30 protein-coding genes are annotated in these 24,080 nt (G+C 40.5%); 3 read left to right on the top strand and 27 right to left on the bottom strand.

Annotation, left to right across the window (positions count from 1 at the left end):
* Window positions 1–212: 212 nt before the first annotated feature.
* The 5 genes from AC4E8B_RS03470 to AC4E8B_RS03450 all read right to left on the bottom strand — a co-directional run bounded on the left by AC4E8B_RS03470 (window position 213) and on the right by AC4E8B_RS03450 (window position 5,000).
* A complete protein-coding gene (locus tag AC4E8B_RS03470) occupies window positions 213–1,448 on the bottom strand; it encodes a cation:proton antiporter (RefSeq protein ID WP_490217052.1) in 1,236 nt (411 codons plus the stop codon).
* A gap of 284 nt (window positions 1,449–1,732) precedes the next feature.
* Complete coding sequence (locus AC4E8B_RS03465) at window positions 1,733–2,443, bottom strand: class I SAM-dependent methyltransferase (RefSeq protein WP_490217051.1); 711 nt, start codon at window positions 2,441–2,443, stop codon at window positions 1,733–1,735.
* A 99-nt stretch (window positions 2,444–2,542) separates the two neighbouring features.
* Complete coding sequence (locus tag AC4E8B_RS03460; RefSeq protein WP_490217049.1) at window positions 2,543–2,968, bottom strand: ASCH domain-containing protein; 426 nt, start codon at window positions 2,966–2,968, stop codon at window positions 2,543–2,545.
* A gap of 84 nt (window positions 2,969–3,052) precedes the next feature.
* Window positions 3,053–3,682 (bottom strand): NUDIX hydrolase, encoded by a 630-nt coding sequence (locus AC4E8B_RS03455; protein WP_490217048.1) that lies wholly within the window; start codon window positions 3,680–3,682, stop codon window positions 3,053–3,055.
* Window positions 3,683–3,794: 112 nt separating this feature from the next.
* Window positions 3,795–5,000 carry a DUF418 domain-containing protein gene (locus tag AC4E8B_RS03450; RefSeq protein WP_490217047.1) on the bottom strand — a complete coding sequence of 402 codons (1,206 nt, stop codon included), beginning with the start codon at window positions 4,998–5,000 and terminating at the stop codon, window positions 3,795–3,797.
* A 174-nt stretch (window positions 5,001–5,174) separates the two neighbouring features.
* Here AC4E8B_RS03450 and AC4E8B_RS03445 point away from each other — a divergent pair, with 174 nt between their 5' ends.
* Window positions 5,175–5,885, top strand: coding sequence for a response regulator transcription factor (locus AC4E8B_RS03445; protein WP_490217046.1), 711 nt, complete (start codon window positions 5,175–5,177; stop codon window positions 5,883–5,885).
* The gene (locus AC4E8B_RS03440) at window positions 5,882–7,657 is read left to right on the top strand and encodes a sensor histidine kinase (RefSeq protein ID WP_490217045.1); all 1,776 of its coding nucleotides are present in this window, start codon (window positions 5,882–5,884) and stop codon (window positions 7,655–7,657) included. Before AC4E8B_RS03445 ends, AC4E8B_RS03440 begins: the two co-directional genes overlap by 4 nt.
* A gap of 541 nt (window positions 7,658–8,198) precedes the next feature.
* On the opposite strand, the gene AC4E8B_RS03435 is transcribed toward AC4E8B_RS03440, so the two are convergent.
* The 8 genes from AC4E8B_RS03435 to AC4E8B_RS03400 all read right to left on the bottom strand — a co-directional run bounded on the left by AC4E8B_RS03435 (window position 8,199) and on the right by AC4E8B_RS03400 (window position 16,150).
* Window positions 8,199–8,672, bottom strand: coding sequence for a DinB family protein (locus tag AC4E8B_RS03435; RefSeq protein WP_490217044.1), 474 nt, complete (start codon window positions 8,670–8,672; stop codon window positions 8,199–8,201).
* A gap of 347 nt (window positions 8,673–9,019) precedes the next feature.
* Window positions 9,020–9,391: a DUF2185 domain-containing protein gene (locus AC4E8B_RS03430; RefSeq protein WP_490217043.1), complete on the bottom strand. Its 372-nt coding sequence runs from the start codon at window positions 9,389–9,391 to the stop codon at window positions 9,020–9,022.
* 485 nt (window positions 9,392–9,876) lie between these two features.
* Window positions 9,877–10,260: a hypothetical protein gene (locus AC4E8B_RS03425; protein ID WP_490217042.1), complete on the bottom strand. Its 384-nt coding sequence runs from the start codon at window positions 10,258–10,260 to the stop codon at window positions 9,877–9,879.
* Between the two features lie 396 nt (window positions 10,261–10,656).
* The gene (locus AC4E8B_RS03420) at window positions 10,657–11,463 is read right to left on the bottom strand and encodes an aldo/keto reductase (protein WP_490217040.1); all 807 of its coding nucleotides are present in this window, start codon (window positions 11,461–11,463) and stop codon (window positions 10,657–10,659) included.
* A 185-nt stretch (window positions 11,464–11,648) separates the two neighbouring features.
* Window positions 11,649–12,431 carry an SMI1/KNR4 family protein gene (locus AC4E8B_RS03415; protein WP_490217039.1) on the bottom strand — a complete coding sequence of 261 codons (783 nt, stop codon included), beginning with the start codon at window positions 12,429–12,431 and terminating at the stop codon, window positions 11,649–11,651.
* Between the two features lie 1,834 nt (window positions 12,432–14,265).
* The gene (locus tag AC4E8B_RS03410; protein WP_490217037.1) at window positions 14,266–15,012 is read right to left on the bottom strand and encodes an ABC transporter permease; all 747 of its coding nucleotides are present in this window, start codon (window positions 15,010–15,012) and stop codon (window positions 14,266–14,268) included.
* A 29-nt stretch (window positions 15,013–15,041) separates the two neighbouring features.
* Window positions 15,042–15,947 (bottom strand): ABC transporter ATP-binding protein, encoded by a 906-nt coding sequence (locus AC4E8B_RS03405; protein ID WP_490217036.1) that lies wholly within the window; start codon window positions 15,945–15,947, stop codon window positions 15,042–15,044.
* Window positions 15,947–16,150, bottom strand: a complete 204-nt coding sequence (locus AC4E8B_RS03400; RefSeq protein WP_490217035.1) for a PLDc N-terminal domain-containing protein — start codon at window positions 16,148–16,150, stop codon at window positions 15,947–15,949. The genes AC4E8B_RS03405 and AC4E8B_RS03400 overlap by 1 nt, the downstream gene beginning before the upstream one ends.
* A 265-nt stretch (window positions 16,151–16,415) precedes the next feature.
* Here AC4E8B_RS03400 and AC4E8B_RS03395 point away from each other — a divergent pair, with 265 nt between their 5' ends.
* Window positions 16,416–16,565, top strand: coding sequence for a hypothetical protein (locus AC4E8B_RS03395; RefSeq protein WP_490217034.1), 150 nt, complete (start codon window positions 16,416–16,418; stop codon window positions 16,563–16,565).
* A 61-nt stretch (window positions 16,566–16,626) separates the two neighbouring features.
* Here AC4E8B_RS03395 and AC4E8B_RS03390 read toward each other — a convergent pair whose 3' ends face one another.
* The 14 genes from AC4E8B_RS03390 to AC4E8B_RS03325 all read right to left on the bottom strand — a co-directional run bounded on the left by AC4E8B_RS03390 (window position 16,627) and on the right by AC4E8B_RS03325 (window position 23,955).
* Window positions 16,627–16,797: a hypothetical protein gene (locus tag AC4E8B_RS03390; protein ID WP_490217032.1), complete on the bottom strand. Its 171-nt coding sequence runs from the start codon at window positions 16,795–16,797 to the stop codon at window positions 16,627–16,629.
* 121 nt (window positions 16,798–16,918) lie between these two features.
* The gene (locus tag AC4E8B_RS03385) at window positions 16,919–17,467 is read right to left on the bottom strand and encodes a GNAT family N-acetyltransferase (RefSeq protein WP_490217031.1); all 549 of its coding nucleotides are present in this window, start codon (window positions 17,465–17,467) and stop codon (window positions 16,919–16,921) included.
* Window positions 17,468–17,576: 109 nt separating this feature from the next.
* Window positions 17,577–18,134 (bottom strand): histidine phosphatase family protein, encoded by a 558-nt coding sequence (locus tag AC4E8B_RS03380; RefSeq protein WP_490217029.1) that lies wholly within the window; start codon window positions 18,132–18,134, stop codon window positions 17,577–17,579.
* 52 nt (window positions 18,135–18,186) lie between these two features.
* Window positions 18,187–18,585, bottom strand: coding sequence for a hypothetical protein (locus AC4E8B_RS03375; RefSeq protein ID WP_490217028.1), 399 nt, complete (start codon window positions 18,583–18,585; stop codon window positions 18,187–18,189).
* Window positions 18,586–18,733: 148 nt separating this feature from the next.
* Window positions 18,734–19,207 carry a GNAT family N-acetyltransferase gene (locus tag AC4E8B_RS03370; protein WP_490217026.1) on the bottom strand — a complete coding sequence of 158 codons (474 nt, stop codon included), beginning with the start codon at window positions 19,205–19,207 and terminating at the stop codon, window positions 18,734–18,736.
* A gap of 49 nt (window positions 19,208–19,256) precedes the next feature.
* Window positions 19,257–19,484, bottom strand: coding sequence for a hypothetical protein (locus AC4E8B_RS03365; protein ID WP_426839598.1), 228 nt, complete (start codon window positions 19,482–19,484; stop codon window positions 19,257–19,259).
* 34 nt (window positions 19,485–19,518) lie between these two features.
* Window positions 19,519–19,971 (bottom strand): hypothetical protein, encoded by a 453-nt coding sequence (locus AC4E8B_RS03360; RefSeq protein WP_490217025.1) that lies wholly within the window; start codon window positions 19,969–19,971, stop codon window positions 19,519–19,521.
* A gap of 205 nt (window positions 19,972–20,176) precedes the next feature.
* Window positions 20,177–20,716, bottom strand: a complete 540-nt coding sequence (locus tag AC4E8B_RS03355) for a hypothetical protein (protein WP_490217023.1) — start codon at window positions 20,714–20,716, stop codon at window positions 20,177–20,179.
* An 18-nt stretch (window positions 20,717–20,734) separates the two neighbouring features.
* Window positions 20,735–21,169, bottom strand: a complete 435-nt coding sequence (locus AC4E8B_RS03350; protein WP_490217021.1) for a DUF4181 domain-containing protein — start codon at window positions 21,167–21,169, stop codon at window positions 20,735–20,737.
* Between the two features lie 175 nt (window positions 21,170–21,344).
* Window positions 21,345–22,070 carry an ABC transporter permease gene (locus AC4E8B_RS03345; protein WP_490217020.1) on the bottom strand — a complete coding sequence of 242 codons (726 nt, stop codon included), beginning with the start codon at window positions 22,068–22,070 and terminating at the stop codon, window positions 21,345–21,347.
* Window positions 22,054–22,923 carry an ABC transporter ATP-binding protein gene (locus tag AC4E8B_RS03340; protein WP_490217018.1) on the bottom strand — a complete coding sequence of 290 codons (870 nt, stop codon included), beginning with the start codon at window positions 22,921–22,923 and terminating at the stop codon, window positions 22,054–22,056. The genes AC4E8B_RS03345 and AC4E8B_RS03340 overlap by 17 nt, the downstream gene beginning before the upstream one ends.
* 30 nt (window positions 22,924–22,953) lie before the next feature.
* A complete protein-coding gene (locus tag AC4E8B_RS03335; RefSeq protein WP_490217016.1) occupies window positions 22,954–23,304 on the bottom strand; it encodes a DUF2178 domain-containing protein in 351 nt (116 codons plus the stop codon).
* A complete protein-coding gene (locus tag AC4E8B_RS03330; protein WP_022543327.1) occupies window positions 23,294–23,533 on the bottom strand; it encodes a helix-turn-helix transcriptional regulator in 240 nt (79 codons plus the stop codon). Before AC4E8B_RS03330 ends, AC4E8B_RS03335 begins: the two co-directional genes overlap by 11 nt.
* A gap of 179 nt (window positions 23,534–23,712) precedes the next feature.
* Window positions 23,713–23,955, bottom strand: coding sequence for a hypothetical protein (locus AC4E8B_RS03325; RefSeq protein ID WP_490217014.1), 243 nt, complete (start codon window positions 23,953–23,955; stop codon window positions 23,713–23,715).
* Between the last annotated feature and the right edge of the window lie 125 nt (window positions 23,956–24,080).

The raw sequence follows: 24,080 nt of genomic DNA, 5'->3' as shown, positions 1-24,080 counted from the left end.
ATATATTCCCCCATGCACTTTTTACAGTTTAAATGATGAAGGTTACCAGAGGCAATTTTAATTTCCATTCCAATTAAAAATAAAATAAATCGCATAACTTCCAGCCATTTTTAAAGATCTGCCGGTCCTTTCAGCTGTTTTATTCCCAGTTGATATCCTTGTTATCCTTCCCCAGCCAAAAAATCCATCCAGCGTGCTGAATGGATTTCCGGTCAATTTTTATCATCATCAGGGACAGCCTTTATACCAAGCCTCTGGATTATCGGCTTGATGGTGAGCCCCTGGACGATCAGGGAAAACAGGACCACACTGAAAGCGAGAAGCAGGACGGTATCCCTGCCTGCAAAAGAAGGCGGAAGGCTTAAAGCCAGGGCAATCGACAGGCTGCCCTTCAGCCCTCCCCAGTTAAGCAGAACTTTATATTTGCCGGAGAAGTCCTTAACGAAAGCAAGACTGCTGTAAAGGGCAATCGTTCTTCCTGCCAGCACAATGACAATGGCCAGGACAATTGTCCACCAGTTATTGATAAAGCTGATGTTTTTGATTTCCAAGCCGATCATCAGGAAAATCAGTGAATTGGCAATCAGGGTGATAACATCCCAGAAGGAGCTGATATTGGTCTTCGTTGTCTCGGACATGCCGATCCTGGCTCCATAATTCCCGAAAATGACCCCTCCGACCACAACCGCGATAACACCCGATACCTCCAGATGCTCAGCGATGAAATAGCTGCCGAAGAACAGCAATATCGAGAACGCAATTTCAAGCGGATAATCATCATAAATGCGGATGATCTGTGAAAAAATATAGCCCAGCAAGGCCCCAAGCAGGGCTCCTCCTACGCTGAATTTGATAAACAGCCAAACGCCGCTAGCAATCCCGGCCCAGCCCATTTCTATGTACGTAAGCAGATAGATGGAGGAAATCTGGAACAATACAACAGCCACGCCATCATTGAGCAGAGATTCTCCTTCTATAATGGTGACCAGCTTTTTTGGCACGCCAAGCGTTTTGAATATCGATATAACACTGATCGGGTCTGTCGCGCTCATCAGGGAAGCAAATGTGAAGGAAAGGACCAGCGGAAGGTCCAGCAGATAATAGGAGCCCAAACCGATAATAATGAATGACAGAAAGGTCCCCCCAAAGGCAAGCGCCAATATCGGCCTCCTCACCTGCTTCACATGGGAGAACGGCATCTTAATGGAGGCATCGCCCAAGAGAATGGGAAGAAACAGAGATATAATGATGGCCTGAAAAATATGCGATTGTGTAATGAACTGCTCGGCCTCTTCTAAAAGCGGAATATTGGTAAGCCCCAGAATCAGTCCGACCAGTACAAGAGCAATGGAATAAGGCTGTTTAGCCAGTTTTGCAATAGCAATGACTGTTACTGAAATAGCAAGCAAGAATAAGATTTGTATAAATACTTCATCAAAATGATGCACTGAAAATTCCCCTTTCCGGCCTTGCACAAGCTTTAGCATGCAGCCCTGCCATTACCTTTACCTCAATATGGCAGCAGAAAACCACCAATTGAAAAAGGATGACGCTATAGCCAAGTATCCCTTCTGGGCGGGTTTTTCATGCATGGGGAAGAAGCCCGGCTTATTCTGCTATTCCTTTTTCCATGGCTGCCATGATACTGACAAAGTCTCCGGCAAAGGCAGAGATACCGCGATAAATGCAATAGTGTCCGTTTTCCGCACAGTTTTCTTTTACCATCCTGGTTTCACAAAGCTTTTTCAGCACGCACAATTAAAAAATGAGGCGCCTTCATCAGCTTTTCATACTGGTCAGGCTTTCGCTCTTTAAAAATCTGCGTCGGGCGGGGCTCAATCAATTTCTGCAAAGAAAAACAGGCCGCCGTCATGTTGATGATATCCTGCAGGGGCCTGCGGTAAAAAGGCACATCAAAGGTTTGCCCTGCTTTTTCCCACCGGTCCACAATCAATTCTGCAGACAAATAGTCCGGCTCATCCAGCAGCTTCATATCCATAAACGGATGATGCACGGAAAACAGAATCGTTCCGCCCGGCCTTAAAATCCGGTGAAATTCTGCAAAGGTGTGATTCCAGTCTTGCAGATAATGAAGAGTAAGAGAGCTGATGATCCAGTCGAACGAACTGGTGTCAAAGGGCAGCTCTCCTTCCAGATCACAGCAGACAAGCCGCGCTTTATTGCCAATGCGCCTTTTCGCAGCGCTGATCATTTCAGGGCTTAGATCCGTACCCGTTACATTTGCACCCCGCCTGGCCAATTCAGCCGTATACCACCCGGCTGCACATCCTGCATCCAGAATATCATTTCCCTCCAGGCTTTCCGGGAGCTGTTCAAGCATTGCCGGCCTTTCAAACTCGCTGTTAAATAAACTGCCATCATCCACCTGATGCTCATAGATGCCTGCCAGATTGTTAAATGTTTGTTTGACTTTTTCCTTCATTTGGGATGTCACCTCTTTTTTCACGAATAGGGATTTGTTATTGTTTTATAAGAATGCCGCCTTGACCGTCTTTTCCTTCTCCAATAGAAAAACCCGCCCTCAAAGCGGGTACTCCCACAAGCCCAGCCGGCCTTTGGCAGGGATTGGCTCTTTCAGGATTTCCATGCTGCTGACCTGCCAGGCATAGCAGCCAACCCGGTAATCGCCCAAATAGAGCTCCTGCCCGGATATAATCCTGCCGTTTTCAAGCACAGCCCCTGCCTCAGCATGATCTATGACCCTAAAGCAATCATCAAGGCGGCAGACAGCTATGATCTGGCCGGCAGGGAGATTTTCTTCTGTGTACCCATGCTTGCCCAGAAGCTCAGATACCTTCTTTTGCCGGCAAGCTTTCACATCCATTTTTTGGCTGGTATGGATGGCTAACTCCCCTCTATATGGGGTTTTCCATGTTCTCGTTTCATACTCGGACTCCCGCAGGGCGAACAGGCTGGCCCAGGGCTGCTTCATTGTTAATACTTTCAAACTTCATCCTCCCCTCCTGCCATTTTGATATCTATAGTCTGCTATCTCAGGGAGAATTTATGTTTTGAGGAGCGGACTGCTCTCCTACATCAGGTCAAGCCGCTGCGAAATACCCTTAATGACTTCCTTGTAGTAAGAGCGGTCATGAGGAACGAAATCCCCGATAACAGCTTCCTTCTCCAAATAGATTTTCTCGCCGGCACTGCCGATTTCAAACCCTTCCATCTGAACGTTTCCGTCCTCGCCTTCCCAAAGCTTCTTGAAGCTGTCCCATTCAATCCGGTAAATTCCGGCTACTTCTTCCTGCTGCAGCTCATACTCGCTGAACGGCTGGGAGCATTCGTAGAGAAACACATTTGCCATTTCTTTATCAATGAAGTTTTCCTTCTCCATGCAATATCTAATGATCCCAATCGGCGACAGCTCTTCGATATCAACATCAATGCCGATTTCCTCCTTGATCTCCCTCACGCCATCCTCAACGGTTTCCTCAGCCAGCAGATGCCCGGCTGCCGTAATATCCAGAAGGTCCGGATAGTCCTTTTTCTCTTTGCTTCTCAGCTGTACATATATATAAACCTTGTCTTCTTCCCGCTGAATGAACCAGCAGTGAAAAGCTTCATGCCAAAAACCCTGCCGGTGCACATCTTTCCTGGCGGCCGTCCCGATCTGATTTCCTTCGTCATCGAATATTTTCAAAAACTCCTGCTCCATATGATCTCTCCTCTGCTTGTTGTTAATTGCAGTACTTAAAGTTATTCTCCCACAAACAGGAAAATCCTGCATGGCAAAAAGCCCTGGAAGGATTGCCTTCCAAGGCTTTTCATTATTGTGCATTAGCGAGCAGATCTTTGTCTTTCTTAGCCTTCTTCGTCTTAGGTCTCCCTGATAAGGAGAAATAAGTCCACATCCGCATGATTCTTTCAAACGGGCCGGAACGGAGCCGCTGAAGATAGAAATAGCTTCCGGCAAGCTGGATGCTGTAAATTGCCACTGTCAGCAGGATGCCTGCCAGCACGCCCAGTTTGCCGAACAATCCCATGCCATAGCCGTAAAAAACAGTGGTGCAGATAACAGACTGCACTAGATAATTGCTCAGCGAAAGCCGTCCAACACATTCAAAAGCCCTGAAGAGAATAGCACTTCCCTTTACCGCATACAGCCAGGCAAAAAGGAAGATATAGCCCAGTGATAAAATATTCCCTCCCAGCATATACAGAACGCCGGCCCAGCCTGTACCCGGCACTATGAGCGGCGAAGCCTTCAGCAGTATTCCCGCTCCGGCGAGGATGCCTCCCCAAAGCAGATATCTGCTCTTATTCCGGCCGATTTCATGGAAAGCGCGGCGCTTGGCAGCATAGATGCCAAACAGGAATAATGGCGCTGTGATGAATGGCATGGCGAGCATCATGAACAGGTAAAACGAGTCCGGCATCCCGAAAGGATCAGCATTATTGCGGTGGAAGGAAATTTCACCGTACGTCCCTGTGCCATATATTTGATTAGTATCCGCCACATACTCACCCATCCTCTTTGCCTCATCGGCCGGGACGGCAGAATCCATGCCATAGCCCATAAAGGAAGCTAGAATCAGCAGCACCATTCCCCAAACAAAGACAGTTTTCTTTTTCCGGTTCAGGAAGAGCAGCAGGAAGAAGCCCATGATTCCATAAGAGAAAAGAATATCGCCCTCCCATAGAAGACCGCCGTGCAAGCCTCCCAACACGAGGAGCAGGAAAAACCTCCGCACCAGATGCCTCCTGTATTTCAGGCCTTTCCCTTCAAGCCCTTCTTTCAGCTTGATTAATGAGTAGCCAAATAAAAAAGTGAAAATCGGCATAAAGCTGCTTTCAACAAAGATCTTTAAAGTTTCATGCAGGAAGTTATCCAGCCCTGAAGGTGAGAATGCTCCCATCTCATCCTTCCCAAACATCCCGTATTGAAAAATCAGCATATTGGCAGCCAGGATGCCGAGCAGGCTAAAGCCCCTCATCCCATCAATTACGTGTATCCGCTTATTTTCCCCGTCCATTTTCATACTCCTTTATGCCTCCCTTTCAATAGGAAGCTTATATTCTATCACCCAGTATAATCTGCTTCTATTTCCCTTAGAGAAACAGAAGTTTACTTTCTGATAAACTTTTGGAAAAAATGTTAATATTCTCGTAAGGTTTCTGTGCTACGATAATGACCGAGGTGGGCAAAAGTGGAAAATGCAGAAATCTTATTAGTGGATGATGAAAAATCTATCGTTAAATTAATGGAAACCGTCCTGAGAAAAGAAGGATTCACCCATATACATACAGCTTATACAGCCGAAGAGGCGCTTGAGTGCGTTTCCCGGAACCCCATCGATATTGTGGTGCTTGATGTCATGCTTCCCGGACAAAGCGGCTTCGATATCTGCCCGAAAATCAGGGAAATCTCCAATGCTTATATTCTCTTTTTAACAGCTCTCGTCTCAGACCTTGATGTGCTGACAGGATTTGCGATCGGCGGGGATGATTATATCACCAAGCCCTTCAACCCGCTTGAAATTGCGGCAAGGATCAAGGCAAGGCTCCGGCGGAATCAGGCTCCTTCTCCTTCTTTAAAAGAAATTGGCAGGAAGCATGATTTCGGGCGCTTTATCCTGGATGAAGAGGCAGGGGACCTGATTGTCGAGGGCAGGGCCGTACAGACGCCTGCCCAGGTATTTCTCCTGCTGCAATATTTGTGCCAGCATCCGAATACCGTCATTTCCAAAACCCAGATGCTTGAAGCCGTATGGGGCTTTGACAGCTTTGTGGATGATAATACCGTTACTGTACATATTCGAAGAATCCGGGAAAGAATAGAGAAAGACCCGAGCCATCCGGAAATGCTCGTGACCGTGCGCGGTCTGGGCTACAAGCTGGTAAAGGGGAAAAAAGGATGAAGTCGCTCAGGCGGAGGCTGGCCCTTCACTTCTCTCTTCAGTTCATTTCCATTATGGTGTTTGTCGGTATATTTTCTTTGGTACTTCTATTTGTGCTGCTGATGCATTTAAATAGAGAAGAGATGAAGCAAAACTTTCCCGCAGGTGCCCTGGAAGGCATTACGATCGATACGCTGATTGAGGATAACAAGGCCACCATCAGCGATGCCTGGAAACACCAGCTCGAAGAACGGAATCTATGGGTTCAGGTTGTTGATATGGATGGGGAGGTCATCGGGTCAGAAAATACACCTGAACTCCTGCCTGACTCATACACTGTCAGCGAGATCCTACAAATTGAAAAAACCAATCAATATGAAGGCTTCTATGTTTATTCCGAGGTCGACACAACTTTTAAAGACCCTTACTTTTATATGCTCGGATATGAAAATAATGAGCTGGAGAGCCTCCAGCGCTGGTTTTCACAGTATTCAAGCAGCGGCAGGATCTCCGATGAAAACCTGAAGAAGCTGGAAACGGAATTAGAGCCAATGGAAGGCTCCATCCATGTGGTAAACCAGGATGGGAAAGTTGTCCAATCCGCCGGTTCTGAAATAATGAAACAAGACTACAAGCCTCTCGATGTGCTTGTCAGGACAAAATCACCGGGAAAATTCGAAACCCATACAACGATCTTCAATGATCCGGAATCGGGTTTCACTTGGATCATGCATACCCCCAGGCAAGAGGCAGAGCCTGAAGGCTTTGCGTTTCTTACCGAGGTTATGAGGGTCATCGTTATCCTCGCAGCTGTACTGCTCGCCTTGACGGTAGGCATTTCCTTCTGGCATGGCTTCCGTTACGGCCAGCCCCTCCTTCTTTTTACCGGCTGGCTTGAAAGAATGGGCCATGGAAACTATGAAGAAGTGCTGACAGAAAAAGAGCGCAAAAAAGTCTTCCGGAAAAATGGGAAGGTGCGCCTGAGATACAAGCTTTATAAAGAAGTGATCGGGGCCTTTTACGAAATGGCCGAAAAGCTTTCTGCCTCAGACAAGGAAAGAGACCGGCTGGAAAAAACGCGCGAAGAGTGGATGACCGGCATTTCCCATGATCTCCGGACACCCCTTTCCACGATCCAGGGCTATGCCCATTTGCTTGAAAGCGGGCAGTACCGCTGGACCGAAGAAGAGCTGCTGGACATGGGCAGGATGATCAGGGAAAAAGGAGATTATATGACGGCCCTCATTGAGGACTTCGCCCTTGCCTTCCAGCTCAAAAACCAGTCGCTTCCCCATCAGCTGAAGCCGGCCGGCCTGAATGAACTTGTGCGCGGCATCATGCTTAAATTTGTCAATGACCGCACCCTTGAGGATGTGCCCATGGACTTCGAAGGAGCAAATCCAGAAATTTTTATACAAGCAGATTTGCGCTGGTTTGAGCGGATGCTCGATAACCTTATCTATAACTGCATCAAACATAACCCAAAGGGCACAAGCATCACCGCCTCTGTCAGCAGACAAGGCAAATCCGCCATTGTCACCATCTCTGACAACGGTTCGGGAATGGACGAAGAAACAGTCAGGCACCTCTTCGACCGCTACTTCCGCGGCACAAGCACAGACGAACAGACAGAAGGCGCCGGCCTCGGCATGAGCATCGCCCGCGCCATCGCCGAGCTCCATGGCGGCAGCATTCATGTCTCTTCTGTCAAACATCGGGGCACTGTTTTCCGGCTGGAATTTCCTTTGGCAGAGGGGCCTGAACAAGAAGGCCGGCTGGAAGGGTTGGCTTAGCCAAATGAATTGGCTGGAGCATGGCCTAAGAAATTCGATAATGTGTAAAAATGCAAAACTGGTAATAAAAAACACGGCTGGATTTTTACGTCCGGCCGTGTTTTTTTATTGGGTTGTTTGACTAAGGCAGCCGTTAGTTCAATAAGCTAATTGTGGGGGCATTCAAGAAAAGTTATTTAAGTCTTCCCCGCCCAGCCATTAAAGAGCGAATCTTCCCGGATATGAATGGGGCGAATCAGTGACAGGTTGAAAAATAAGCGGAGAAATTTCCCCTAATATCAAAAAAACTCTAAAAATAGCTAAAATAGACGGAGAAATTCCGACTATCGACTCGAAAAACAGGAAAATGGGCAACTCCGCCCCTCTTAACCGGAAATTCTCCGCTTATATACACCCACACATGCCATATTCAGCACCTTAACCGGAATTTCTCCGCTTTTTTCTCAAGGCTTGCTGGTCACTCATATAAGGATAAGACTTCCTGTTTTTTAAAACTATTTCTTCACTAACCTGCTCCTTTAGTTCAAAGCATTACTATATATCATTCAAATAGTTGTACGTTTGGTTCTCGCTTAAGAATGTGAACCAACATAGCATGCAGCTGGCCTCGATGATGGTAAAAGTGCGCCTGAGTATCCAGCAGCCACTCATAACGCGAATGAACAACTCCAAAGAAGGAAGTAGTTTCTCGCATTAACTCTGCATCATCGAGTTCTGCTACACGCTCTCTGAAATAAGCGTAATTGTCTTTCAGTGTTAAAGGTATAGACTTAAGATCCGCTTTTGGTTCTGTTTCTTCGTAGTAACGATCCAAATCCTCCTCTGATGCCCCCAAACCAATCAGGAAATCTGCTTTGCATATAACCGACATGTGTATAAGCAGTTCACCAATTGACCATTTTTCTGCAGTAGGTTTGATGTTTAGGTCTTTCTCATTTAATGTATCTATCAGCCTAACTACCGAATCAACCGCCATATCCATCTGATTTATTATTCCTTTACAATATGCGTTCATTGAATTATCCCCTTTTACCTTAACTTAGTTTTTGGGCTACTGACTATATTCGTTAGTCAGCAAACCTCCCCCTTTGCTTTATAGGGAATTCCATAAAAAAACGTCAGTCCTGCTAGACCTACGCTTTAATGATTATGTTCTATAATGACTACTTCATAGACCCTGCAATACCCTTTTTGATTTTCTTTTCTTGAAGGGGTACTTGAAGAGCTTTAGTAAGATTCGTACCGCAATACTATAAAGCAATAAACGTGTAATATTCCTAGTTATATTTTATGATCCCTTATTGAGCTAACACCCGTTTATTCAATAAAAAAATGCATGAATTAAGGGGATATCTATCGAGATTAATCTAGTGGTTCTTCCCAGTCTTCATCAAGAACCAGTTTACCGTTTTCATCACGAATATATGCGGTCCCTGGCGCTGAATTCAGCAGTGGTATTATTTCTCTGTCGTAATTACAAATAGTATTAACTTGATAAACTGAGTGGTTTTCAAGATTATTCATATATTCATCACTTTCATTGCCCGCCATGAATCTCCAGCCACTATCTGGATTCCCGTTTTGGTGTGGCTCTTCTCTATACATAAAACCAACTTTGCACCCGTTAACTGTTATTCTGTCAGTTGCAATACATCCCTCATTAGAGTCAATTAGTCTTTCAATTTTGTCACCAGGGATAATAAATTTTTTGCCTTTCTTTTTGAAGCCAAACATTTATTTGCAGCCACCTTTTTATAGTAAATTTTAACAGTTCTTTATTGGACTAAACTGCTTCGTTAGTACACTAAGCACTAATATTTATTCTCCATACGCATCTCCCAAAGATCTAAAATCATCTTGAACCCAATACCAGTGTTGACCGTTATTCATCATTAGCCCCTCTAATAACCTCGTAAAAGAAGTTGCGATAATAGGACAACTTCCAGCAACACCGTGAATATCCCAAGAGCTGTCATAACACCGTCCTAAACGTGACTTATCCAGGTCAATTGTTATGTAATTACCATTCATGTCATCGCCAATAATGTACCAATTTGAGGATATTATTTAATTCGCTCCGTTTTTGCCCTTTGCTTCTTCAGATGTATAATTTTTTCTTCAACATACTCCTCGTTTTGTTCAATAAGGAATTCAACAAAAAAGGCGGTTAATCCTCCCCTAGATTAACGCACCTTATAGTTTAATAAAACCTCTCAAAATTATTTAAAATCACCTGGGATTTTAACGAGAACATAATTCCCAGTCCACATTTGCGTGGTAGCAATTAATCTCCTTCCGTCTTTCTCAAAGAACAGACCAGCACCATCTTTTTCTTTAAATTTCCATCCGTTTGAACTAATCATATGTTTTATATTTTCATCAGCAATCGATTTACCTCTGTTCTCACTACTTGTGATATACCAAATAGAATCGCCTTCTACTGCTATTTCGGCTATTTTACTTTCCGATTCTTTTAATTTTTCAATTGCTTCATTTGCTGATAAGGTTTTTATTGGAAGAGAAGGATAGTACAATTTATTTACGAATATGAACACAGCTGTAACAACTATTGCTATACCTATTATAAATCCAAACTTTTTCATTTAATTACCCCCTTAGTGAGCTCAATTCAAGGTATTTTATATATCCGTTCTTGACCTGACCTGCTCCTTCAACTGAACAACAGCAGTGCTATACGTAATGTATATTTCTATCTTTTGGAAACTATATAAGCCTCCATAAATCCGATGATAGCAACAAAAGAGGAACCTAATTTTGTGTCCATTAAATTTCTTTGCAGTGCCAAATAACTAAAGATAAGGCCTATCATCACTTGCAGCGAACAAATGATTTTTCCCCTCAAATTCATAAACGAGTATCCTCTCTACATACACCTGCCTTGTTGTTTCAAATCCTTGAATACAGTTGTGGAAAGTTTGAGACTCACGTAAAAATCCCAGCAATATTATTCATATCACCAGGATAAAAGGACCAACTAATTATAGGTTTTCGATCTTTTCTATATCTTCTGCAGACAATACAAAATCGAAAAGATCTAGATTAGATGCTTGATTTTCACGGTTGTGAGATTTAGGAATAACAATCACACCGCGCTGGATTTGGTATTTTAATAAGACTTGTGCACCAGATTTATGATAGATCTTACCGATTTCATCCAGAGCTTCTTTTTGGTGGGCTTCGGCTTTCATAGGTCCCCATGCAACAGGGGTAATGCCCTCGTCTTTTAATACAGCAAGGAGATTTTTGTTAGGTTCTTTTAAGTTGATTTGTATCTGATTAACAGCCGGCTTTACATTAGCGAATTCTTTCAATTCATCCAGATGATTTTTTTGAAAGTTTGAAACACCGATTGCTTTTAGTTTACCCGCTTCGTAATATTCTTCAAAGACTTCCCAAGTGTTTTTAAGCTGTACTTTGTCTTCGATCGGGAAGTGAATAAGAAGCAGGTCGAGATAGTCTGTTTGGAAGTTTTTTAGACTATTATCAATAGCTGCCCAGGTAGCTTCCTTTGAAGAAATATATTCTTCACTGGCTGGAATTTTTGTCGTAATGAAAAACTCTTCCCGAGGCACTGTGCTTTCTGCTAAAGCTCTTCCAACAAGCTCTTCGTTTCGATACATGATGGCTGCGTCTATGGAACGGTAACCCAACTCAACTGCTGCCGCGAGTTCAGGTATTTCATTTGTTAACGCCCCGTTATAATCGTTGTTTTCTTTTCCATAAGTATTTGTGCCTGTACCTACTATAGGCATTTCCAGCCCATTATTAAGTGTTATGTATTCCATATTTTTTTGCACTCCCTCTGTCTATTACTTTGCTTATATCATATCAAATTATGGAATTTTCAAAAAGTAATATGAGAGAAGGCCGTAACCTTATCGATATCAATAAAATTATTATCGAAGAAGAAAAGCCGCCAGATTGGGCAGTGATCTGGAACTTTAGCCCCTGTTAGCTGAAGAAGTTCACCTCAACTTTCACTGAAATACATATCTGCATAATATTCAATTTCATTATCCTTCCGTATAAGGTATATCATTTCTTTAACCCCTTTAGCAGACAGTATCCCTATTTCATTGAAATGACTAGCAAAATTGACAGCTATCCTTTTAATATCAATAACAGAATTTTGAAGGAGAACAATTAATGTTTGTTCAATGAATTGTTCATTTCCCTTTGTATTTTCATAAAGATAGTTCAAAGCGAGGATAATTTCTTGTTCGTTAGCTGTTGATAAGGCTTTGTTAAGTTCATCGGGAGTCCAATGTTTTTCCTCTTTATCATAATAAATATCTTCAAGTTCTGTTTCTTCTGCGTACAATCCAATAATGAATGTGTCAAAATTAGGAGCTAATTCAACAATCTGTTCAGAATTTACATCAATGTATATAATAGGAGGCTCTTCTTTTGTATTTCTGTAATCCAACGCAACCCATGAATGCCCACTGCCTGAGATCAATACAATGTTTTTAGGCAATCCCCATTCTTTTATTAAGTATTCACTTTCTAATATACCGTTTTCTTCACCTATACCTAAAATGTGTTCTATATTAATATGATCATCAGCCCAGGATGTTGGGACATTAGAAGGAAACGAATTATAGTTTATATATCCACCATTCTGTTCTTTAAGAAGATGAATATAGGATTTAGGCAACTTTATTTCAAGTTTTTTTTCTGCTTTTTCTACTACTTTATTTGTTAAAGGTTCCAACTTATAATATTCATCATCTTCTTGCCATATATTTTTCACCACTGCGTACTCCCCTAGGAAAATGGAATAGTATTCTTCTATTATCTGGTATTTTAAAATGATTATTTGCCATTCCTATTAAGTTTAAATGCTCCTAAAGCCATAAAAGGAAGCTGCCTGGATACACTAAACTTGATCATAAACCACAACGTTAGTGGTCAAATATCTTGCCAACATGACTGCGAAACAAGTTCTAGCAATTCTTGGACAAATAATGAATACGCATGGTATTCCAGGCGTTTCTTATTTCCTATGCCCTTATATTCAAAAAAAAAGTCCCTTTGCAGCCGCCCGGCTTTGCAGAGGTTTGTAACATAAGCCCGCTCCCGTTAGCGTAATAGTAGTTTTTAAAAAAACCTTATTTTTCTTTCTTATACTTAGCCAAAAATGGTTCTATATATAAGATAGCTCCAAAACTAACCAAAAATATAAGGAAACTAATGTTATTTGAAATATCGCTTTTAAGCAGCAGGAAGAATACTAAAAACGGAGTGCTTCTAACGAAAAAGTGTAAAATATAATATGGTATAGTTATCTTATTTATTACACCACAATTTGTGCATTCAACTTTTGGATATGTAAGCAAGTTTCTCGTAGATTTTTCTTGTTCTTCCCAACTAAACTGTTTCTTGCAATTAACGCAGCTTCGCATATCCACTCCTCCTCCCCCCCTATATTTTTTAAAAATTATATAACTTAATTTTACCACAAAAACCCATTACTACTTTTCAAGTAATCCCGTTTGTCTAACAGAGGGTCCCGGCGAGAAAACACAAAATGATCTGACGGCTGAAACTGTCCAAAGACTCGAGCTTTAAGTTTTATATTTGATTAACAGAAAAAGACTGACTCAAAACGGTAAAGTATTCAATACCCTTTTGAGTAAGTCTATGCCAATTATCTATTCATTTTTAAGATCTCCGAAATCACCATTATAAGGATTAAAAAAATACCTTTCCTCTCTTCTTTTAGAATGAAAAACATAGACTTTCTCATTATTGTATTTTTGGAAATGTATATACAATAATGACTCTTGCTGCCTTTCCTCTAAAGAATTTAGAGCTTCCTCTACTGTAAAATTGGGTTTAAATATAAATATCGATATTGGTATGATCAGTAAGATTATTAAAGATATTGTTTGAAGCAAGTTCTTGAATCTTGGTTTGGACCTTAAGAAAAGGATTATATTTAAGATTATGATATAGATTAAGTAAACTGATATATTACTAATCCACATAATATCTCCATATTTATCAATAATGAATAAGATCCATATATATTCAAGTACACTAAAGAATAGAATACTAAAAAATATTATTTTTTTACCACTAAAACACTCCATTTGATGGAATTTGTTTACTTGAATTATCAGGGGTTGTGTTTCTCTCACCAACAATATATCTATATTGTTGATAAGCAGCGTTTGCCAACACTTAAGCCGACTTGTTATACCTTGCATTAAACTGCAGAAATTTGCTTATTAAAGGATACTGCCCCTTTTTTGGAATAAGAAAAGCGGTCTGATTTTTGACCCAAGCTCGTTAGTTAAAGGGGAGGATTATATTAATGGTTATTTGTATTCAGCAAGAATGGAATCATCCGACTCTGGCCAACAAATTCTTCGGGTTGAAAAAACATTTTACAATATCGCTATATTCACTCACCCACCTTTCCAATTTCCTCTTCATTTATATTCTATTTCCTTTTCGAACTAACCTGCCCTTTTTATGGAATAAGAAAAGCTGCCTGGTTTGGCAGCTGATATTAAACAAGCAACCTACAATATAAGTGATATTTTTGTAAGCTTATAAAACACACACGCAGGAAACCTATTTTATTCTAATAGCTCTTTTTTCTTAAAGATTTGTATGGATGAGACGAGAACGATGATGATAATAGCAATAGTTGTAATAAAAGCTGGCAGGAAACTTGAATCCAGTTCTCCTGACAACAAGACCTGTCCTGTGTGTTCAGTCATTGCAGCCGGGCTCCATTCCATATACTTTCCCAGAACGGATGTAACTGCTGAAATGGCAAAGACCACAGAAATGGTCAGAAAAGCGACGCTAGCATTTCCTTTCATGACCGTACTAAAAAACAGCGTCAGGGTAACAACAAAAACCAGCCATATGCTGTAGATTGCTGCACTTTGGAAAATGTGCTTAAAAGCGACTGTTTCAATGAGTAAATTCGTATAATACCAGGAAGCTGCATATCCGATAAACAATGAAAGAAGTGTAATTGTCATTAACCCGGCCCATTTCGATAATATATACGAGGAATAAGGAACCGGTTTAATCATGACCATACCTGCTGCTCCGCTCTGTCTTTCTGCGGAAACGACACCCATTGCACTCAAAACAAGGATAAGCACACCAAGCATCCCATAATTTGATAGAACAGCCATTAGTACCTCTGCCCCCGTTGGAACAGGCATTTCAAGGATAGTACCTTCTGGAAGACTGCCAAAAGTGTCCAAAATTTGCGGCATATAATACATACTGACCGGCTGCATGACACCCAGCAAAATAAAGACAATGGGAATCCATAAAAGTTTAAAATTCCGCGCCATTTCCAACATTTCTTTTCGATAAAGAACAGTCCATTGTGTCATGACTTCACCGCTTTCATAAATAAATCTTCTAATGTTGTTTGGGAAACCTCGAACTTACGAATCGGAAGCTTATTATCCACGATATCTTTTAATAATGTTTGCTTCCCATTTACCATATCGTTTAATACGATGCTGGCTTTACTACCTTGGATGTTTACTTCAGATACAAAGCCATAACCTGCTAGGCTCTTTAGCCAATCGGCAGCCTGTGATTCGAATTCAACTTGTATAATAGGCTGCCGATACTCTGCCATTACACCTTCCAGGCTGCCAGATACCGCAATTTCCCCGGCATGCATGATAAGAATGTCGTCACTTATTTCTTCTGCATCATGAAGGACATGCGTGGAGAAGAGGATGGTGGTTTCATCTTTAATCTCCCTCATCATGTCCAATACTTCGCGTCTCCCAAGTGGATCGAGCGCTGAAACAGGCTCATCTAAAATAAGCAGTTTCGGACGGTGAATAAGTGCCTGTGCCAATCCCAGGCGCTGCTTCATTCCGCCGGAATACCCCCTTATTCTCCTTTTCTTCGCATCCGTCAGACCCACGCGTTCAAGTAATTCTTCACTTCTTTTTTCCGCTTCTTTCCGATTCAGCTTTGCTAATTGGCCGGCGAAAACAAGAAACTCCTTTCCGCTCATCCAATTGAAGAAAGCGGGATATTGAGGTAAATAACCAATGTACTGCCTTAAATCCTTTGCTTTTTCCCCTTTAAAATCAATACTGCCGGAAGTTGGCTCCAGCAATCCGGATAGCATTTTTAAAGTCGTTGTTTTTCCTGCCCCATTCGGTCCAAGTAATGAAACGCACCTGCCTTCTTCAATATGAAAATTGATTCCTTTAACAGCATTCATATTTCCAAATCTTTTTACTAAATCGTTCGCTTTTAATAACTCCATTAATCATTTCTCCTTCCAACAACAAAATAAAGCACTGGTCCGATTAAATTGATCATGAGAATAATAAGGATCCACAACCATTTGGGTCCGTTCGTTTTTTCTTCTCTGACGCAAGAAACCAATGCTGCAATCATCAGAATTAGCTGTAAGACAAGTATGGGCGCAACCGCTCCCCATGGAATTGCATTTAACAGTTCATTCATTTTTCTCTCCACCCAATTGTTTATTTACTTTTAAGACGATTATGATCGTCGAATCGTTCACTCACAAAAAAAACCTCAGGGATTTGATCCTGAGATTTTTCTTTTATGGTGCCACAGGGAGATGCCATAGGGACAGGTCCCTTGGCCCAGCCTAAAAAGAGCCAAGGGACCTCTCCCCTTGGCTCTTCCCTTGGTTCTTTGAATAAAAATAAGTTTCAAGAGCAACATATTATTGCAACTTTAAAAGAATAAGGTGGTGTTATTAATGTATCGTAATAATAATTTGCTTGGTGTAGGAATTATTGCAATTCTTTTAACAACTATTTACACTGCAATTTTATCTTCACTACTCATGAAAACTAAAGAACGGGTTGACTATATTTATCATAAGGAACGTTCAAAAAAAGACGCTTGAACTTGGCGATGACTTCACCGCCTTTTTTATATTTATTTTTCATTAGATTAAGTCAGCGTATCTACAGGGAGAGGTCCCCTGGCCCAGCCAAAAAGAGCCAAGGTACCTGTCCCCTTGGCTCTTTACTTAAAATATGGCCCTCAAACTCACTGCTGTCATAACGATATAACTGAATCAGATTAGATAGAACCGTTTTATCTTCATAAGGACAAAGCGATAATGTTACGGTCATTTGATATCCTCCCATGATATGCCACGGGGTCAGGTCCCTTGGTTTTCTTTTGGTATGGCCATTGTGAAGATATGTGTATTCAATATTATATGGCTAACCCCTTCTTTAACTAAATGCCCTGTTACTCGAAGAATTCATCTTTAAGAATGCTCATCCTCAGACGGTCAACAAATTCTCCATTTCTCAATCTATCTTGCCTCAGAATACCTTCTTCTTTATATCCTGCTCGACTATATGACTTAATCGCTTTTTCATTATCCACTTCTACTCTAAGCCAAATTTTATTTAGGCCTAAATCTTTAAAGCCAACCTTCAGCATTTCTTGCATAGCTGCTGAACCAAATCCCTTATGCCAGTAATCTTTATCACCGATGGCTATTCCCAGCTCAGCGTGTTTATTCAATTGATCTATATTCTTTAAGTCTACCCAGCCAATATGCCTTCCTTCTTCCGTCATAATCGCTCTTTGTTCATAGCCGTTCGTTCGGTGCATACACATTTCAATCCACTTCTGTGTCTCTTCCCTACTAAACGGAGGATATTTATTAGGCATATTTAGATGCTTTATAACCTCTCTATCCAGACACCATTTATAACGGTCCTCAACATCATCAAGAGATAACTCCCTAAGTATTACTCTGGGTAACTGATGGCTTTCCAAACTTTCCAACTCCCATTAAAGACTTTATGTATATTTCTATCCTATTAAAAGCTTTTCCTAATCTAAAATCTGACCCTTTTGTTAGCCACCTAAATTGGCGCTGTAGTTAAGCAACATTCTACCGATTCCAAATTCTATTAACTTCTTTCAGATCCCTTTTATCAAAAGTTAATTTGTAAACATCCGGCATATTAAGGTTTTCCCAAAAACTAAAGCCATATTTTTTATCAAAGTAATTCATAATTAGCACCATAATATTACCATGTGTTCCTGCTGCTATATTCTTACCTTCAAATTTTTCTAATACCTTTAGTGTCGCCTTAACACCCCGTTTCTGGGCATCAATATTGGATTCTCCACCTTCCCAAGAAAAATAAGGTTCCTTCCATACCTTTGTAATAGCTAAAGTAAAGTCTTCTACAGGTTTTGCAGATAAGTACCGTTCTTTGAAACCATCTTCAATTATTACCTCTTTCCCTATCACATTTGCGACTCCCTCAACCGTTTGAACCGCCCTCCTGTAAGGACTGGAAATGACAATATCGATGTTTTCATTTTCAAGAACGCCAGTGATCCTTTCTGCATCTGCAAAGCCTCTGCTAGATAAGGGCCTGGCTAATTCGTCAGGTGTATATGGGGAATGTGCGTGACGTACAAAGTACAAATTTGTTAGCAAGATTGTTCATCCTCTCCTATATTAAGCCACAGGGACCTGTTCCTGTGGTTCTTCATTTACAAAGTTCTAACGTTCTAAACACTGCTTCTCCCAGTTCTTCATTAGAAGCACTTAGCAAAAGCTCTTCTGATACCCAGCCATTTCCGCTATAACAGTTGTATTGTTCGTTCCGAATTTTAGGTTCAAATTCGAAGCCTTTGTGCTGAACCAAAAAAACAATTTGATAAAGATGCTTTTCAGTAAATTTCTTTTCGCTCTTATCACCAGTAATCCGTTTTAAATCCACATTTTTCATATCTTCGATAGTATATTCATTGTTTATGATAATATCGAAACACTCTTTCAAACTGGCACCAACAGTCTTGGAACCTTCTGATTTATTGACCCTTTTATATTTCTTCAGCCCTCGTGATACACCGCTTTCGTCAACTCCAAATGGAACTAAAATCATATTATCATCAACTTTGTTTTTAAATATGCCAACACTATTCTCGATTTGTTCACTCCCCGCAATTGACCATTATTCCTGATGTTGATATGCCAAGGGGACAGGTCCCTCGGCTCAGCCTAAAAAGAGCCAAGGGACCTATCCCCTTGGTTCATAAACGCAATGTCATTTTTCTGCTGATGGTTTCCATCCCAAAATTCTCATAGAACGAAATGGCTTTTTTGTTAAACTCCCAGACATTTAGATCTAAGGATGCAGCATCTTTGTTTTTAGACCATTCCACACATGATTCAAATAAGATTTTCCCTATTCCTTTTCTTTGGCAGCTTCTCTTTATGCCAAAATCATTCATATAAGCAAATTTCCTTGGTACCATTGAGTCAAATGGTGGAGATTCATTTAATTCTATAACCGCAAACCCTACTATTTCTTCAGATATTTTAGCAATTAGTATTTCACTCTTTGGGTCTTCCAGCAATTCGCGGCAGTAGCTTTCTGGCATAACCTGGTCCACCTTATTAAATATGTATGGCAGTGCTTCTGAGTGTTCATCCTGGCCCTCTTTAACAATTAAATTAATAGCGTAGTGGTCATAAATCTTTGCTGTATGGATTGAAATATTCATGGATTGATCCTCCTTTAGGAGTATGATAATTCGCCCTACAACAATTAGCTTAACTAAATTTATACATAACAAATCCAAAAAAGAAATAAACAATAGCCGCAAATACTTTTCCTTTAGTCCTTCTATTTTCGATAACTAAGGCAGCACATAGTATAGTGAAGAGAGCAAAGCCAGCAAGTCTTAATTGCCCAGCAAACGGCCCAATTTTATGCAGGATCAATACAATAATTGCAATAATAGTTAAAGGTATATAAACCTTGTTGTATGGTGACTTCATCTGCTATCTCCTAATCAAATAATATCTTTGATGCTTAATCTTCTAAGGTAAATTCCTCGCCTTCAAACATAACCTTTTCAACTTTTTCTAACTTTTCTTTGTCTAACTTGAAAACAAAAGTCCTTGGAATTACAATGTCGTTACAGGTATTCCCTTTTTGCGCGGTTTCAATTATTAAATATTCTTTTGTTGCCTTATCCAACTCTAATTTTTCAATTTCTTTAGGACAAGAGTTCTCCATTGTTTGTGCGATTAAAATAGCCGATTCTTCAAAATCAACACTGGGAAGTTCTTTTTCAAAGTTAAAGATCCTCCCCAATTCAGCAAATTCTTTTTCACTGTATGCCACCTCTACAGCCTTACTCAGTCGATCTGCTGATTGTGTTTGCTCATCATGAATTAGGCTGCCATCTTCAAAGTCTGTTTTACTGGATGACGCCATCAATAAAACAAGGATTAACATTATGGCTGATAGTATTTTTTTCAAATGGCAGCCTCCTTTTTGATAACTATTTTTCTAACTCTTATATCCCTTTACAAGAGGCTGCATGGTTTTTAAGATAATCATGAACCCATGCATCACCTCCTTATCGTTTCTATCAATAGATTCTATTTTTATTCTCCATGTCCTTCTTTCGATATACTGTCCCTTTTTGGGTGTAAAAAAAGCCGCCTGGTTTGGCAGCTAAACTTTAATAAAATTTTTTAAAATGATCTTTTTCTTCCCAGTCCCTAATAATTTTCAAGCCATCTTCAGATGAAACGGTTAATTGTCCATTGGTTTTAATGATTTCTGCATTAGCCCCTTCACCAAGCTGGATTTCTACAGTATAAGTATAATCAGCTGTACCATCTTCATTTTTCTCCAGCTCTTTAATCTGAACATCGTTCACCTTAACGGGTTTATTTGTGTGGGAAGCAATATCCGGTGCAATGCTAAAGACACGATTTGCATTCAGTTTCTCCAGGGCTCTCTCGCTTAAATATGGCTTTACACGTTCAACTATTTCATCATTTATGGGTGGGTCAGAGGGCTCCTCAATTGTATATTGTTCCTTCTTATATACTTTCAGCAATTCTAAAACATCATCATCATTTATGGGGATTTTCGAGCAGCCAAACAGACTTACAATCAATATGAACATAAAAAATTGGATTACTTTTCTAATAAAAATCACCTTCTCTTGGAGCCAGGGGGACAGGTCCCCTGGCCCAGTTTCAAAAAGAGCCAAGGGACCTGTCCCCCTGGCTCATCTCAATCCCCAAAAATCAGTCACGTATAATGTAAAGAACAATATAAGTATAAATATTAACTCACTGAGTGTTACTTTATAGGCATTGGAATTCTTAGCATACTTCTTTTCCATGACTGCTGTGACTGCTTGAGAAATGACGATAAAAACAGGAAGGAAAAACCACGGCTGTAAAAACCAATACCAGTCTGATGGGTCTCTTGTGATGTTTATCGCATATCCCACCAAAATGCTGGCCATTGACGTAAGCCTGATTGTCCAATCAATCTTCATATGTTTATCATTCACATGGTTATAAGAAAAGAATTTCTTACTCTCCACTTTAAACCATTTTCTCGCTAATATATTAAAGCTAAACAACAATGTTAGATTGATCGCTAAAAATAACGCTAGTCTCGCCCCAATGGCAGGTTCAACATCGTATACATACATAACAAAAACCGCCTATACTTTTGTATTTACACTTTAAATACTCAATGTATTTTTAATATTCTATATAATATACGGATAACTCGGTAAAATAGTTTCAAATTTTTCCCTTTTAAGCCAAGGGGACAGGTCCCCTGGCTCAGTTTTAAAAAGAGCCAAGGGACCTGTCCCCTTGGCTCTATATTTCGATTTTTTCACTTTTTTTAAGTACAGCCACAAACAAAACGGCCAGTGTAAGGCAGCCAATTGAATATTGCAGAAGAGAGAGCGGATTTGATCCGACCATGATGGGATAGAAATACCCGGGGAAGTTCTCAATGATTTTTGAAAGAAACCCGTTATGGGTCATTCCTTGGATACTGGCCAGGGCATTGGGGAAAAACAGCAGTGTGGCTGTTAAAATTCCATATACCGCACCACTGCGAAAATTATATAAGAATAACAGATAGCCTAATAAGAAATAGGTCATTACCAGGAGAAAGACATTCACAGAGAAACCAGCCAGGAAAGAGAGCTCTAATTCACCGGACACACCCAGCATTTTTGCCGCTTGAAACAGCACCATTCCTATCACTGCAAAAAGGAAACTTACTGAAAGTGCGATAATACCATTAGCGAAAACATAGTTTCTTCTGTTTTTCACTGAGTTATTAATCAGAGAGATCGTTTTGGCCGAGTAGTCTCTATTAATAAAGTAAAGCGGCGTTAAGACTGCTGCGAGCATGCCCAGCATACAGTAAAAATCAGAAACATGTTTGATGTTGAACGGAGTGTCCCCGTTAAGGATTACGAAAGCCATAATGAATGCAGGTACACAAGCCCCAAGCAAACCAATAACAAGATAGCCATTTTTAAGCAGTTCTTTCAGGTTATAAACCACATATCTGTTAATACTGATGGTCATGATTTTCACCTCTGAATTTGTTCATATAGATACTGCGCAGGGTTCTCTTCTCCTCAGTGAAATCGGTCAGCCGGATGCCCAGCCGGTTTATCACCTCAAAAATCTCAGAGTTTTCCACAGCTGTTTCAAACTGAATATCTTTGTCGCCCGAATAGATTACCCTGCCGAAATGCTGTTCCGAAGTGAATTCGGCTAAATCATCTGGATTATCAAAGACTAGCCTGATCATACGCTGCTCTTCCTGTAAAAAGTTCTGCTCAGCAGCAATTGCGCCATCCTCTATGAATAAAACCCGGTCACAGACCGCTTCAATATCCTCAAGCTTGTGGCTGGAAATCAAAATACCGACATTCCGCTCATCAGCCATTTTTCTCAGTTCCTGCAAAACCTCAAAAGAAGTTTCCACATCCATGCCGTTAGTAGGTTCATCTAAAACAATATAGCTCGGATTATTAAGCAGGCTTATGACGATTCCCAGCTTCTGCCGCATTCCAAGCGAGTATTCTTTTACCTTTTTATTCAGCACCTCGAATAAGTGCAGGTTTCTCAAAAGCTCCTCATAATCAGATAGCTTAAAAGTATTTCCGTAAATCCCCGAAAAATAGGTTAAGTGAAACAGTCCCGTTTTATTGCTGAATAGCTTTGGTTCTTCTATTAAGTATCCTACCTGATGATTGTCAGCAACTGATCCCTTATAGGTTTGAACAGTTTGCGCAATAATCCTCATCAGCGTACTTTTTCCAGCGCCATTTCTCCCCACCAGACCAACGATTTCTCCTGGATGCAACTCTAAAGAAAGATCGTGTAAGACTGTAGAACTTCCGTATTGCTTAGTCAGATTATTTATCAGCATCGTTTAACCCTCCATCCTAAGCTGGATTCCTTACGTGAAATCCTTTTTATATTGAGCTGCCAAATAAATGCCGCAAGCCAGAATTGCCAAAGCATATTTAAATAAGAAAAATATATTCCACATATAGTCCCTCGGAAAAATCGTGTCACATATAATAATGGCCATCAGCATAAAGTAACTGCTTTTCAAAAAGATCTTATTTGTCCGTTCGTCATCCTGCCCAATCTTCTTATAAAAAATATAAGCAAAAATGGCACTGCCTATGAGCAGTAAAAAACCGATTCCCACAAGGATATTCCAATTCCCGGAGGATTGTTCTGCCCATGTCTTCAAAGGGTAAAAAAGAGCGTTAGGGATATCTGATATAGACTTAATTTCCATTAGAATCATTTCCTTTCTCATAAGTGAAAATATCGTTTACATCAACCTTAAAAAATTCAGCAATACGAAAAGCCAGCAGCAGCGTGGGAACATAATTCCCTTTTTCCATTACGAAGATGGTTTGTTTAGAGACCCCAACTTGCTCAGCCAATTCTTGCTGAGACATCCTGGCTAGTACCCGGTATTCATAAACCTTATTTGATATGGAGTCACCAAAATCTTTCTTCATGACCATCACCTCTTGAATAAAATAATAAATTATTTATATATAAAAGTAAAGTAAACTTATACTTTATCTAATAAAATTTTTATTTTAGTTCGAAACACTTTAACGATGCCAAGGGGTCTGGTCTCCTGGCCCAGTCTAAAAAAAGAGCCAAGGGACCTGTCCCCTTGGCTCCCCTTGGCTCATAATTTGCTTTCTAACGATTCTACTCGCTGTTTTAATAAATCTAATTCCGCTTTTAGCATTGCATGGTTATGTTCTAATGGTTTTTTAGTACTTTTATAAATTTGAGACACACCCCAGAATACCATAAAAAAGCTTAAACCAATTACAGACAAGACTAATATGATGATGAGTAAATACTCTATGGTCTTCAACTCCCTTACCTTTAGGCCAAAGGGGCAGGTCCCATCGCCCAATCTCATAAAAAGCCACAGGTCTGCCCCCTTGGATCATGCCCATTTTTTAATTGCGGGTTCACTTTATTTTATCATTTTCAAAATACTTTCACTAACTTTCCCAAAAGATCACAGGGTCCCCTGTGCCAGTC

The sequence above is a fragment of the Bacillus sp. SRL543 genome, from assembly GCF_984799205.1.
Note: the sequence above shows the minus strand (reverse complement) of the source record. Positions and strands in the feature narration are given on the sequence as shown.

Coding starts and splice junctions, on each gene's coding strand:
- AC4E8B_RS03465 (WP_490217051.1), bottom strand. CDS start 2,443: ATGAAGGAAAAAGTCAAACAAACATTTAACAATCTGGCAGGCATCTAT.
- AC4E8B_RS03455 (WP_490217048.1), bottom strand. CDS start 3,682: ATGGAGCAGGAGTTTTTGAAAATATTCGATGACGAAGGAAATCAGATC.
- AC4E8B_RS03450 (WP_490217047.1), bottom strand. CDS start 5,000: ATGGACGGGGAAAATAAGCGGATACACGTAATTGATGGGATGAGGGGC.
- AC4E8B_RS03440 (WP_490217045.1), top strand. CDS start 5,882: ATGAAGTCGCTCAGGCGGAGGCTGGCCCTTCACTTCTCTCTTCAGTTC.
- AC4E8B_RS03435 (WP_490217044.1), bottom strand. CDS start 8,672: ATGAACGCATATTGTAAAGGAATAATAAATCAGATGGATATGGCGGTT.
- AC4E8B_RS03430 (WP_490217043.1), bottom strand. CDS start 9,391: ATGTTTGGCTTCAAAAAGAAAGGCAAAAAATTTATTATCCCTGGTGAC.
- AC4E8B_RS03425 (WP_490217042.1), bottom strand. CDS start 10,260: ATGAAAAAGTTTGGATTTATAATAGGTATAGCAATAGTTGTTACAGCT.
- AC4E8B_RS03420 (WP_490217040.1), bottom strand. CDS start 11,463: ATGGAATACATAACACTTAATAATGGGCTGGAAATGCCTATAGTAGGT.
- AC4E8B_RS03410 (WP_490217037.1), bottom strand. CDS start 15,012: ATGTTGGAAATGGCGCGGAATTTTAAACTTTTATGGATTCCCATTGTC.
- AC4E8B_RS03405 (WP_490217036.1), bottom strand. CDS start 15,947: ATGGAGTTATTAAAAGCGAACGATTTAGTAAAAAGATTTGGAAATATG.
- AC4E8B_RS03400 (WP_490217035.1), bottom strand. CDS start 16,150: ATGAATGAACTGTTAAATGCAATTCCATGGGGAGCGGTTGCGCCCATA.
- AC4E8B_RS03395 (WP_490217034.1), top strand. CDS start 16,416: ATGTATCGTAATAATAATTTGCTTGGTGTAGGAATTATTGCAATTCTT.
- AC4E8B_RS03390 (WP_490217032.1), bottom strand. CDS start 16,797: ATGACCGTAACATTATCGCTTTGTCCTTATGAAGATAAAACGGTTCTA.
- AC4E8B_RS03375 (WP_490217028.1), bottom strand. CDS start 18,585: ATGATTTTAGTTCCATTTGGAGTTGACGAAAGCGGTGTATCACGAGGG.
- AC4E8B_RS03370 (WP_490217026.1), bottom strand. CDS start 19,207: ATGAATATTTCAATCCATACAGCAAAGATTTATGACCACTACGCTATT.
- AC4E8B_RS03365 (WP_426839598.1), bottom strand. CDS start 19,484: ATGAAGTCACCATACAACAAGGTTTATATACCTTTAACTATTATTGCA.
- AC4E8B_RS03350 (WP_490217021.1), bottom strand. CDS start 21,169: ATGTATGTATACGATGTTGAACCTGCCATTGGGGCGAGACTAGCGTTA.
- AC4E8B_RS03345 (WP_490217020.1), bottom strand. CDS start 22,070: ATGACCATCAGTATTAACAGATATGTGGTTTATAACCTGAAAGAACTG.
- AC4E8B_RS03340 (WP_490217018.1), bottom strand. CDS start 22,923: ATGCTGATAAATAATCTGACTAAGCAATACGGAAGTTCTACAGTCTTA.
- AC4E8B_RS03335 (WP_490217016.1), bottom strand. CDS start 23,304: ATGGAAATTAAGTCTATATCAGATATCCCTAACGCTCTTTTTTACCCT.
- AC4E8B_RS03330 (WP_022543327.1), bottom strand. CDS start 23,533: ATGAAGAAAGATTTTGGTGACTCCATATCAAATAAGGTTTATGAATAC.
- AC4E8B_RS03325 (WP_490217014.1), bottom strand. CDS start 23,955: ATGAGATTGGGCGATGGGACCTGCCCCTTTGGCCTAAAGGTAAGGGAG.